The organism is Streptomyces sp. NPDC088246 (genome assembly GCF_044741025.1).
Classification (GTDB): Bacteria; Actinomycetota; Actinomycetes; order Streptomycetales; family Streptomycetaceae; genus Streptomyces.
The window spans coordinates 1-12,533 of the sequence record NZ_JBIURV010000102.1 but is presented as its reverse complement, the minus strand read 5'-3'; the positions used below and the strand labels follow the sequence as shown (position 1 = coordinate 12,533).

6 protein-coding genes are annotated in these 12,533 nt (G+C 66.6%); 2 read left to right on the top strand and 4 right to left on the bottom strand.

The window, feature by feature from the left end:
- From ACIPEK_RS45195 to ACIPEK_RS45185, 3 genes are all read right to left on the bottom strand, one after another.
- The coding region (locus ACIPEK_RS45195; RefSeq protein ID WP_402008599.1) for an amino acid adenylation domain-containing protein at positions 1 to 3,572 on the bottom strand (3,572 nt) is incomplete at its 3' end.
- A 43-nt stretch (positions 3,573 to 3,615) separates the two neighbouring features.
- Positions 3,616 to 4,959 (bottom strand): PLP-dependent aminotransferase family protein, encoded by a 1,344-nt coding sequence (locus tag ACIPEK_RS45190; protein ID WP_402008597.1) that lies wholly within the window; start codon positions 4,957 to 4,959, stop codon positions 3,616 to 3,618.
- Entirely contained in the window at positions 4,956 to 5,201 is a 246-nt protein-coding gene (locus tag ACIPEK_RS45185; RefSeq protein ID WP_362212638.1) for an MbtH family protein, read from the bottom strand. Before ACIPEK_RS45185 ends, ACIPEK_RS45190 begins: the two co-directional genes overlap by 4 nt.
- Before the next feature lie 640 nt (positions 5,202 to 5,841).
- On the opposite strand from ACIPEK_RS45185, the gene ACIPEK_RS45180 reads away from it, so the two are divergent.
- Entirely contained in the window at positions 5,842 to 6,645 is an 804-nt protein-coding gene (locus tag ACIPEK_RS45180) for a hypothetical protein (RefSeq protein WP_402008596.1), read from the top strand.
- Here the strand turns inward: ACIPEK_RS45180 and ACIPEK_RS45175 are convergent.
- The gene (locus ACIPEK_RS45175) at positions 6,639 to 7,952 is read right to left on the bottom strand and encodes an MFS transporter (RefSeq protein WP_402008594.1); all 1,314 of its coding nucleotides are present in this window, start codon (positions 7,950 to 7,952) and stop codon (positions 6,639 to 6,641) included. The two genes, ACIPEK_RS45180 and ACIPEK_RS45175, sit on opposite strands and share 7 nt — an antisense overlap.
- A gap of 400 nt (positions 7,953 to 8,352) precedes the next feature.
- Between ACIPEK_RS45175 and ACIPEK_RS45170 the strand changes: the two genes are divergently transcribed.
- A partial coding sequence (locus tag ACIPEK_RS45170; RefSeq protein ID WP_402008592.1) for an amino acid adenylation domain-containing protein occupies positions 8,353 to 12,533 on the top strand: 4,181 nt, incomplete at its 3' end.

Genomic DNA, 12,533 nt, shown 5'->3' with positions numbered 1-12,533 from the left:
ACCCGCGCCGCATACGCACACGCCAGATCCGCGGTCAACGGCCCCATCGACCACCCATCCGCAGCAATATGATGCAACACCAACACCAACACCGAATCCTCCGGGCTCACCACGAGATGCGCGTGGATCGGGATGTCAGTGGCGAGGTCGAACTGATGGAGGCAGTGCTCAGCAATGATCCGGTCGGCGTCGCAGGGCGCACAGGAGGTGGTCGTGACAGATACCCGACGTGGCATCAGTACACGTTGTACAGGCTCCCCGTCCACGGTGGGGAACACCGTGCGCAGCGCCTCGTGCCGGTCCACCACATCGGACAGCGCGGCCGACAGGACACTCGGATCGGCCTGCCCGGACATCCTGGTCACCAGGGACATGTTGTAGGTCGCGGCAGTGCCGTCGACTTGGTGCAGGAACCACAGCCGACGTTGCGCCGGAGACAGCGGAAGCTGGGCGGGACGCGAACGAACCGACACCACGGGGCGGTCTCCGGGATCACCGGCCCGCGCGGACCGGCCGATCCCGGCCACAGTCGGGTGCTCAAATACGGTACGCAGATCGACCGTGAGGCCGAGCACGGCCCGGATCCGGTTCACCAGTTTGACGGCCAGCAGGGAATGGCCGCCCAACTCGAAGAATCCGTCATCGATGCCCACCTCGGTGACACCGAGCACTTCGGCGAACAGCCCGCACAGCATTTCTTCACGCGGAGTGCGCGCGCCTCGGCCGGTGGCCCCGCGGTCAGGCATCGGCAGGGCAGCGCGATCGAGCTTTCCGTGCGGGGTCAGTGGCAGGGCATCCAGCACCACGACGGCGGACGGGAGAAGGTATTCGGGCAACCGCTCGGTGAGAGCGCTCCGCACCTTGTCCGGGTCGACCGCGCCGGTGACGTAACCGACGAGCCGCCGGTCGCCAGGTCGGTCCTCGCGCCCGACCACTACGGCTTGATCGACGCCGTCCACTGCGGCCAGCGCCGCTTCCACCTCACCCGGTTCGATCCGGAAACCGCGGATCTTGACCTGGTCGTCGGCTCGCCCGACATACTCCAACGCGCCGTCCGGTCGGTACCTCACCAGGTCACCGGTGCGGTACCGGCGTGCACCCGGCCGACCGAACGGGTCGGCAACGAACCGGGTCGCAGTCGCGGCCGGCCGGCCGACATAGCCGAGGGCGACGCCGGGGCCTCCCACGTACAACTCGCCCACCACGCCCGGCGGCACCGGTCGCAGCGCCGGGTCGAGCACTTGTAAATGGGCGTTCTGGATCGGTCCACCGATATTGGGCCTGGTGCCGTCGATCCGGGCGAAGGTGGCGTCGACGGTCGTCTCGGTCGGCCCGTAGAAGTCGTACGCCACTACGTCACGCAGGTCCGACAGTTGCGACCACAGGTCTTCGCCCACCGCCTCGCCGCCCACCACGAACATACGCGGGCGCTCCTCACCGTCGAACAGTCCGGCCTCGATCAGCGGTCCGGCGAATGAGGGTGTGGTGCTCAGCACGTCCAGGCGTGCGTCCCTCACATGTTGGACCAGCATGGCCGGATCGCGGCGGGTGTCGTCATCTATCAGGTGCAGTTCATGGCCGGCGATCATCCACAGAAGCGGATCCCATGACGCGTCGAACGCCATGGCCGCGGTCAGCCCCACGCGCAGCCTGCCACCGTCGGCTACGGGCGGCAGCGTGGTGGTCACATGGTGCTGGAGCAGGTTGGCCAACGCGCTGTGCGGCACCAGAACGCCTTTGGGGCGCCCGGTCGATCCGGAGGTGTAGATCGTGTAGGCGGCATCCGTGGGAGAAAGGGTTATTGCCCGTTCGCTTCCGGCTGAGCTGATCACCTCGTCGAGTGTCAGCGCCGGCGCCGGACCTGTGCCGAGATCCCGACTCGCGGCGTCGGTCAGCACGACGGCGGCCCCGCTGTCCGCCAACATCCACCGAGTGCGGTCGACCGGTGCCGTCGGATCGATGGTGAGGTGGACACAGCCTGCCTTGAGCACGCCGAGCAGCGCTACGACCGTGTCCGCGGACCGCGGCAGCATCACAGCCACTACGGTGCCCGGCTCGACTCCGCGCGCCACCAGCCCAGCGGCCAGCCGGGTCGACCGGTCATCCAGTTCGGTCCGGGTCAGGACCGTGTCGCCGTGCACGATGGCTGTGGCACAGGCCTCGGCGTCGGCACTTGCCGTGAAAGCGTCGATCACCGTGGCCGGACCCGCATCTGCCTGGTTGCGGCCCCACCGCCCCAGCTGCTCCCTTTCCGTGGTGGTCAGCAGTTCGAGATCGTTGATCCGCGCTGCTGGGTCGTCGGCGACCGCGGTGAGCATGCGGACCAGCCGTTCACCCAGCAACCGCACCGTGTCATGGTCGAAAATGTCGACGGCATAGCCGACCACGATGTCGAGCCCCTCGGGCAGTTCGACCGCGGCGACATCGAGGTCGAACTTCGCAATATGCAGGCCGGTCGCCGACGGTGTGCACTCCAGCCCTGGCAGCGCAAGGCATTCCTGTCCACCCGCTGCCGACGTCAGCAGGATCTGGAACAGCGGGTGGGAGGCCGGAGACCTGGCCGGCTGCAGGTCTTCCACCAGGCGGTCGAAGGGGACGTCCTGGTGTGCGTATGCCGACAGAGCAGTGTGCCGGGCCCTGTCGAGCAACTCCTCGAAAGTGGGGTTGCCCGAGGTGTCGGTGCGCAGCACAAGGGTGTTGACGAAGAAGCCGACCAGGTCGTCGAGCGCCTCCTCCGTACGGCCTGCGGCAACCGTTCCCAGCGGAATATCGGTGCCGCCCCCCAGACGGGTCAGGCAGGCCGCGAGCGCCGCTTGCACCACCATGAACACGGTGGCGTGATGGGCCCGGGCGACCTCTCGCAGCCGTCCGATCGTGCTCGTCTCGATGTGGAAGGTCACCGAGTCACCCCGAAACGTGGGGCGGGCCGGACGTAAGCGATCCCTCGGCAGCGGGAGTTCCTCGACCATCCCGGCCAGTGTCTCGCGCCAGTAGCCGAGTTGGCGGGATATCTCGCTGTCCGGATCGGACGTCTCTCCCAGCAACTCGTGGTGCCACAACGTGTAATCCGCGTATTGAACCGGTAGCGGCTCCCATGTCGGCGCGTGACCGACGGTCCGAGCCCGGTACGCATGCGCCAGGTCGGTGGCCAACGGCCCTATGGACCAGCCGTCCGCGGCGATGTGGTGCAGCACCAGCACAAAAAATGCGTCGATGTCGCCGGTGCGCACCACGTGCGCGTGCACAGGAAGGTCAGCAGCAAGATCGAACGTGTGCCGGCTCTGTTGGGCCACGACACGACCGGCATCACCGGCCGAGCACCAGGTGGTGCCGATGCGAACCTGCGACTGCGCGGGGGGCAGCACCACCTGGACCGGCTCGCCGGCCTGCTCCGGGTAGACGGTTCGCAGTACCTCGTGCCGGTCGACTACATCCCTCAACGACGCCTGCAGGGCGGACAGATCGAGGTCACCGCGCAGGCATGTCACCACTGGGATGTTGTATGTCGCGCTCGGCCCCTCAAGCCGGTGTGCGAACCACAATCGGCGTTGCGCCGGCGACAGCGGATACATGACAACCCTCTCCTACGGCCTCGCGCTGACTTGAGGCAATGGGTCAGTGATCGCGGTACTCGCGGAGGAAGGCCGCGAGGTTGTCCAGCCCGGCGTCGAGCTCAGCGGGAGTGACATGACTGACCGACAGCCTGATCTGCTTGACCGGTACGCCGTCCCCGTAGAAGTGGTGCATCGGGGTCCACAGCACTTGATGCGCCCGTGCGGAGTGCTCAAGCACCTGGTCGTCCACCGCAAAGGGCACGGTGAGAACGAGAAAGAACCCGCCGGTGGGCACATTCCAAGTGACCTCGGGATACCGACCAGGTGGGAATCTGTCGCGCAGTCCATCCAGCATCTGCAGCAGATTGTCACGGTAGGTCCGCTGCTCGCGGACGTTTCCGGCGCGCAGGCTGAAGTCGTGCTCCAGCAGCTTGCCGCCGATCACCGCCTGCGCCAATGGTGAGGTGTTGACCGTGAGCATGCTCTTGATCCGGCCGAGTTGGTCGGCAAGAAGTTCTTCTCGGCCGTCCGCCGCGGAGACTCTCTGGTCGGCCACGACATAGCCGACCCGCGCGCCGGGCAGAGCGGTCTTGCTGAATGAGCCGAGATAGACGACTCGCCGCTCGGAGTCGAGCGCCTTGAGCGTCGGTGGGCCCGGTTCGCCGTCCGCGGTGAACAGCCCGTACGGATTGTCCTCCAGCAGGAGGAAGTCGTGCTCAGCAGCCAGCCGCAACAAGCGCAGGCGCGCGTCGAGGTCCAGGCTCACGCCCGAGGGGTTGGCGAAATCAGCGACCACGTAAAGAGCTCGCACCCGTCGGCCCGTGGCAGCCACCATGTCGAGTTGGCGCACCAGATCATCGAAGTCGATACCCTCCGAGGAACTGGCCACGGGCAGCACCGGCATGTCCACCAACTGTGCCGCTCCCACCGCGCCGACGTAGCTCGGACTCACCGCGAGCATGACGTCGTCAGAGGTGCGTCGCAGCACGCGCAGTGTCAGGAACAGCGCCTCCTGGCAGCCGACGGTGACAACGATCGATTCCGGGTCCACCTTCATGTTCTCGTCGACCATCAGGTTGCGCGCGATCAGGTCGTGGATAATGCCCTTGGTCCGGCCGTACTGCATGATCTCGCGGTGGACTTGCACCTCATCGCCGTCGAACACGGCCAGCAGATGCTCGCGGAACCTGTCGAGGTAACGGTGTACCGCGTCGATGCCGAAGAACTGCTCGGTGGGCCGGCCGGCCGCGAACGAGATCGCGTCCGGGTACCGCTGGGCGACCTCGTTGAGGAAGTTCATCGACTCGGCCAGTGGATGGCCCAGCGAGCCGTGAAGGTCCTCCAGCATCATCGTCGCGGCCAGGCCGGACGTGGTCGTGGTGAGGGCCGCGGTGTCCGTGTTCATGAAGCCGGTGAGCCGACCGACGGCTCGTGCTCGGCCCGATTCATGGCCTGGATCAGGCTGGCCGGACGCATATCGGTCCAATTGCTTTCCACGTAGTCGATGCAGTCAGCACGGGATGTGTCATCGAGCATCACTCGCCACCCTTGAGGGACGTCCGCGAACGACGGCCATAGCGAGTGCTGACCCTCATCGTTGACCAGAACTTTAAAAAGTCCACTGTCATCGTCGAACGGATTCATCAATTCATCTCCTTGGCGATCGGGACAGCCTGTCAGCGACGAGGCAATAAGGAAAGAAATAATGCAGGAGAGGGCGGAACAAAATCTGGCAACAGCCTAAAAGCCGCGCCCGCGCCCGGGCAAGCGACCACGAGAACTCGCACCTGTCAGGTAGATGGCTTACGGCGCGCCGGGCAGGGGTGTTTAGCGGATCCCGTGGCGCGTGTCTCCGCAGTGTGTTTACAGGAAGTGGACAATCGGACTGCCGGACTCATCGGCTACGCGCCGGGCCGGCGGGATCGAGCGGCCACGCCGGGCCCGTACGCCGACCACCGCACCTGATGGCCGCCGCTGAGCGGATTCACCCAATACGTCCAGTGCCACCTGCACGGTGAGAATAGTGAATATTCCACCCATCAACCACAAAAAAACATCGACGAGCCACCATGGAACCCCAGGCCCAAGCATCCACTCAGAGTTCCTCCACGCCGGAGCGGGTTCAGGTTACAGTGACCTCCACCTCACGTCGGCGACCGTCCGGCATAAGGCCGCAAGAAAGAGATGTGGCTACAAGGAATTAATTAAGAAACACGGAAGGGTTGATGAAATGCTATTAGACGAATCAGATCCGGTCGTCCTTCCCGAGCGGCCGAGACCGTTGGGCGTGCGCGGGCCAGAATACTCGGGCACGTCCGAAATCGAGTCTGCGATCGAAGGCGCACGCCTTCTCCTGCTCAATGCCTTGATAACCTCCCGGCGCGAGCGATTCACGTCCGCGACATCAGTGGAACCCAGCCAATTCCCCATGCTGCTGAGCCGACTCATGAGGAGCGGGTCGGAACGGAGTCTGCCGGTCCAAGTCATCTGCGGGTCTCTCGACGACATCGCACACCAGATGGGGGCCGATCCAGTGGACCTGCTGTGCCGGGAGGTACTCGCCCGCGGTCACCAGCTGACTATTTTGCACCACGACCTTGCGGCACTGCGAAGTCCGGACTTACAGCGGCTGGCCGTGCTCGTCGGCGCCGGCGCCGATGTGCGGCTGCTACCACGAAGCTTACCGACCATTGCTGTGGTGGGCACCGATTCAGCCTTGTTGCACACCTCCCCCACCTGCCCGAAGCAGGGCCTGGTGGTCCGGTCACCGGAAACGGTTCGGGCCCTGCACCGAATGCACGACGGCCTCCGCGACCTGGCCGTGGATTTCAGGCTGGTCAGCCGGGCGGTTCCGGTTCTGCTGCGGCCGAGCCCGCTCGCCGAGGTTCTGGAGAAGCTGTGCACGGGGATGAAGGACGAGTGCGCCGCACGGCAGATGCGGGTCTCCGTTCGCACCTACCGACGCTATGTCGCGAACATTCTCAAGACCCTCGATGTGACATCCAGATTCGAGGCAGGCATGCGAGTCTCCCAACTGGGCCTGACCGACATCGGGCGACGGTTGTCGCCGATGAGCGAGTTGATTCAGTGATCTGATGCCGCCGCCTCGGTGGGCCACGCCATTGCGCGAAACGCCCCGCTGGCCAGTCCGAGGCAGAACACTACGCCGAGCGCAGCCGCGATAGCGATCAGTATGGCCAGCGGCGACACGAAGTCGAGCAGGACCCCGGCGAGCAGCGTGCCCGCAGCGGCTCCCAGACCCCACAGGGTCATCACTGCCGCGACCACGCGGCCACGCTGTTCGTCCGGAACCTGACGGAACATCACGATGTCGACCAGTACCCGCATCGCCGGGACACCGAGCATGAGCAGGAACAGCACGGCGGCAGCCCACCACGGGCCCAGTGAGAGGCCGAGCAGACAGAGCAGAACGGCCACCGAACCGGCCTGTCCGAGCATCAGCGTGGCCGGGGAAAGCCGGTGCAACCGTGTGACGAGCGCGGCACCGGCGAGCCCACCGAGCGCCAGACCCGCAGTCGCCACACCGATCAACCCCGAGGAAATTCCCTGGTGTTGCAGTTGTACCACAACTATCAACACCACCGGCGCACTGGCCGCGTTCATTACAGCGGTGAACAAGGTGGTCCTGCGCAGCAATGGGTTCCGCCACATGACGACTGTTCCGCTGAGCATCCGGCGCACAGCCGAGGAAGCATCCGGCTGCGTCCGGTCGGCCTCGTTTGCCTTGTCTGCCTTGTCTGCGGCGGCCTGCGATCGCATCAGCGACACACAGGAGATCGACACCACAAAAGTCAGTGTGGTCACCAGAAACGGCACCACACGCCCAAGGGCGAACAGCATGCCGCCGAGTGGAGGACCGGCCAGCGAAGCGCCACTGATCCTGACCTCTTCCCTGGTCAGTGCGGCGGTCAACTGCTCAGGCGGCACCACCGAACGGATCAGCAGCATCCGTGCGGTGGCGCTGAGCGGTCGCATCGCACCCATGACCAAGGCGACGGCCAGCAGATGGGCCAGCACAAGGTGGTGCGTCACCTGCGCCAGGACGATGCTGCCGATGGCAACCGCGCGCAACGACTCCACGACGAGCAGCAGCGCCCGCCGGTCGAAACGGTCGGCCAGTTCACCGGCCGGCAACCCCAGCACAAGGGCGGTGGTCATCTGCACCGCGCCGGCTATTCCCGCAGCCGCAGGCGACCGGGTAACAGCCAGCACGAGCAGCGGAAACGCCATGTCGGCGGTCTCCAGTCCAAGCGTCGAGAACGCCGAACCGGTCCACAGCAGCTGAAAGCCCCGGTTCCGGCGCAGCGGAACCGGGTCGCTCCGTTTCTCGGTCGTCATCGCCTCGCCTTCACCGTCGCGTGCGTCGCTCTCGGACATCGGCCACCCTCCTCGGGGTCTGCGGCTCCGGACCCACGGCACACACCGGTCCCGGCGGAATGAAAGAACTGGAGAACCGACGAGACTTCGTCGTAAGAGGTCATCGACGCGACCACATTCGCGCAAAGTTGCGGACCTTGCGCGGATCCGGAGGCGAACCGTCAGGAAGGTGACGATTACTCCTGCCTCCCGCGGGAGCCGCAGAATACCGGGCAGCCAGCACCGCACTCCGGGTGTCAGCTAGTTGTCATAACACTGCAAACTCTTGGAGGCCCGACGCTACGTCCCTACTGTCGGGATCGTCCGCCGCGGCGCCTTGCGACAGCACGCCCCTGGTCGCTCTCCCATCGGGCACATCACGTTGCGGACTCCCGTTCCCGTAGTCAGACCAGGAGAATGCATGTCGAGCGCTGCCCATACCAAGCGCGACACCGCGATCGGTCTCGTCCCCGGATCCGCGACATCGGCATCAGCGCCGGCGCCCGCTGTCGAACAGCGGGACGGCATCGAGATCTGGCGCACCGAGCTGACTCCGGTCGCCGAGCCCACACTGGTCTCGCGGCTGAGTCCGGTTCCTGACGGTGATCACGACATCGCCGGCGTGAACGTGCCCGAAGGGCTCGCGGAGTTGGGCGAGCTGGTCGGCTGCACACCCGCGTCGGTCGTATCCGCCGCGCTCGGCATCGTACTCGGCGCCCTGCTCGGTCAACGCACGGTGGTCGTCGACCTGATCGACGGCACGGCCGGCGCGGTCCCCTTGGTGCTGACGCCCGGCCCGGACATGGGCTTTGTGGACGTCTTGGCCGCGTTGCGCGCGCAGCGTCGCCGGATCCAAGGACACGAGGCATCCGCGCCGACCGTGACCACGGACGGCATCGCGCTCACCGATGTCCTCATCACTACCGGTGAGGTAGCGGAGCGGGGGCGCCACATGCTGGTGGGCGTGCTGCGCCCGGACCGGCCCGGACGCATGGACCTGCACGGCGGTGGCCTGGCTGGACCGAGCGTCCATAGCGTGGGGGCCCGCCTGGCGACCATACTCCCGCGGCTGGTCGACTCACCCGACGAGCCGCTGGCGCGGCTGGACCTGCTCCATCCCGACGAGCGCCGCGGCGTATTGGGCGAATGGCATGGCCTGCCTGATGTCGAACCTCGTCTGCTGCATCAATTGTTCGAAGAGCAGGCATCCCAGCACCCCGACACGATTGCGGTCGAGCACGGCTCGCAACAGGTCACTTACCACGAGCTGAACCAGCGAGCGAATCGCATGACGCGGTTCCTGGTCGGCCGCGGGGTCGGCCCGGACGTGCCGGTAGTGGTATCGATGGGCCGCGGCATCGACCTGGTGGTAGCGCTGCTCGCGATCACCAAGGCGGGCGGAACCTACGTCCCTGTCGACCCTGCGTACCCCTTGCCGCGCAAGCAGTTCGTGCTCGACGACACCGAGCCGCTGCTGACCCTGGTGGACAAAGCCGCCCGGCTGCCCGGCAGGAACCAGGTAGTGCTCGCCGATGTGGACGTATCCGGCTATCCGGCCGGCAATCTCGACGACGCGGAACACTCGGCGCCCAGGCATCACACCCAGCTGGCATACGTGATCTATACGTCCGGCTCCACCGGTACGCCGAAGGGTGTCGGACTGGCGCATACCGGCCTGTCCCGCTTGGTACACCGGCACCGGCGCTATGTCAGCTCCGACGCCAGCCACCGCGTGCTGCAACTCGCCTCCATCGCCTTCGACGGCTCTGTCTGGGAAATCATGATGGCCCTGTTGAGCGGCGGCACCCTCGTAGTCGGCGATCCCGAGGCGCTACTGACCGGAGGCAGCACCGCCGGGGACATCACACACGCGACCGTCACGCCGTCCCTGCTTTCGGCTCTGCCGACCGAGGCGTTCCCGGCGGGAGCCACCCTCATCACCGCCAGCGAGGCCTGCACACCGGCTCTGGTCGACCGGTGGTCGGAAACGCATCGGCTGATCAACTCCTACGGCCCCACCGAAACCACGGTGTCCGCGGCCAGCGGTTCACTCGCGGCCGGGGAGCCGGTCACGGTGGGCGGGCCGATCGAGGCCACTCGTGTGTTCGTGCTCGACGAGGCACTGCGCCCACTGCCACCCGGGTTCGCCGGGGAGCTCTACGTAGCCGGTCCCGGACTCGCGCGAGGTTACCTCAATCGCCGGGGTCTGACCGCGGGACGGTTCGTGGCGAACCCGTTCGGCGCGCCCGGCGAGCGCATGTACCGCACAGGCGATCTGGTGCGCTGGAACCATCAGGGCCGCCTCGAGTATGTGGGCCGCACCGACGACCAGGTGAAGGTCCGCGGGTTCCGGATCGAGCCCAGCGAGGTGGAGGTCGCGCTCGCCGAGGTGGCAGGGGTGGATCGCGCCGCGGTACTCGTCCAGCAGGACGACCGCGGGGACAAGCGACTGGTGGCCTACCTCGTACCCGACGGTGATTCCGGTGCTGAGACCGATCGCGCCGGACAGCAGGTCGACGAGTGGCGCGAGGTCAGCGACGCCCACTACCGCACCATCGACGACCAGGGTCTCGACGATGTCTTCTCCGGGTGGACCAGCAGCTATACCGGGGAACCCATGGGCGATGAGGAGATGCGCGAGTGGCGTCAGGCCACAGTGGACCGGATACTTGAGGCCCAGCCCGCGCGGGTGCTCGAGATCGGGGTCGGCACCGGCCTGATCATGTCCCGCACCGCGCCGCATTGCCAGGAGTACTGGGGCACCGATCTGTCCCCTGTGGTTGTGGCCCACCTGTCCGGGAAGGTGGCGCAGGTCCCGGAACTGGCCGGCCGGGTGCGGCTGCACGCCGCGGGCGCGCACGAACTCGATGACCTGCCCCAGGAGTACTTCGACACCGTGGTCGTCAACTCGGTGGCGCAGTACTTCCCCGGTGCCGAGTACCTGGTCGGGGTCATCAGCACCGCTCTCGGGCTGTTGACGCCGGGCGGCCGACTGTTCCTGGGCGATCTGCGCAACCTGCGCCTGATGCGAACCCTGCACACGGCGATCGCGCTGACCGCCAAAGAATTGCCGGCCGACCCGGCGTCGATCGCACGTACGGTCGACCAACTCACAGCAGGAGAGAAGGAACTGCTGGTCGACCCGGACATGTTCGCCGCGATCCGTCGCACCGACCCTCGCATCGACGCCGTGGATATACAGTTGCAACGCGGCACACTGCATAATGAGTTGACCCGTCACCGCTATGACGTGGTACTGCGCCGGGGTCCCGTCGCGGCAATCGCTGAGCCTGCTCACCATGAACTGCGCTGGGGCACCGAGATCAGCACGCGCGATCAGCTCGCGGCTGTTCTGGCCGCCGGTCCCGTCACGCCGGTCCGCGTGCTCGGGATACCCAACGGTCGGCTGCACGGGGAGATCAGCGCGCGCCGGGCGCTGGATGCCGGCGCCTCGCCTGCCGAAGCCGCCGTTCTGCTGACTGCTCCGGGCACCGCGCCCGATCCCGAAGAACTGCACGCTCTGGGCGAGTCGTTCGGCTTCGCGGTCCTCACCACCTGGGCAGGCACCGCCGACGACGGCAGCATGGACGCACTGTTCCACGATCCGGCACGACCTACTCCAGTGGATCAGCTGTACGTACCACGCGACCAGTCGTCGGCGCCGCACTCGTACACCAACAATCCGCTGCGACGTCTGGAGGAGGCCGAGCTCGTCGCCTCCGCCAAAGCCCGCCTGCGGCGGCTGCTACCGGCCCACATGCTTCCCAGCGCGTTCGTCGTGGTCGACCACATGCCAATGACCACCAACGGAAAGCTGGACAAACGGGCCCTGCCCCAGGCCGACTTCGCTGCTCGCGCCGGCTCTCGCGCCCCACGTACACCTGCCGAGGAGATTCTCTGCGGGGTGTTCGCCGACGTCCTCGGTGTCGCGCAGGTCGGGGTGCACGACAACTTCTTCGAACTGGGCGGCCATTCCCTGCTTGCCACTCGGTTGATCAACCGGATTCGTACTCTGCTCGGGGCCGACCTCGCTGTGCGGACGCTGTTCGACGCGCCGACCGTTGCCGGAGTCGGGGCCTTTCTCGACACGACATCGGCGGGCTCCCGTGCGCGGCCGACCCGAATCGAGCCGCGGCCCGGAGTACTCCTGCCGCTGTCTCCGGCGCAGCGGCGGCTGTGGTTCCTGCACCGGGTTGAAGGCCCGAGCTCGACGTACACGGTGCCGCTGGTGACGCGGATCCAGGGCCGGCTGGACCGGGAGGCGCTCGATGCCGCGCTGTCCGATGTGGTGGATCGGCACGAGGCGCTGCGCACGGTGTTCCCCACGGTGGACGGAGAGCCTGTCCAGCGGATACTCCCGGGCGGTCCGGGCTCACTGACGGCGTCGTGGCTCGAGTGCGCTGCTGAGCAGGCTGATGCCATGGTGGCAAGGGCGAGCACGCACGTCTTCGACCTCGCGGTTGATCCGCCGGTGCATGCCGCGGTCGTCCCGTACGGGGATCTCGAGTCGGTGTTGGTGTTGGTGTTGCATCATATTGCTGCGGATGGGTGGTCGATGGGGCCGTTGACCGCGGATCTGGCGTGTGCGTATGCGGCGCGGGT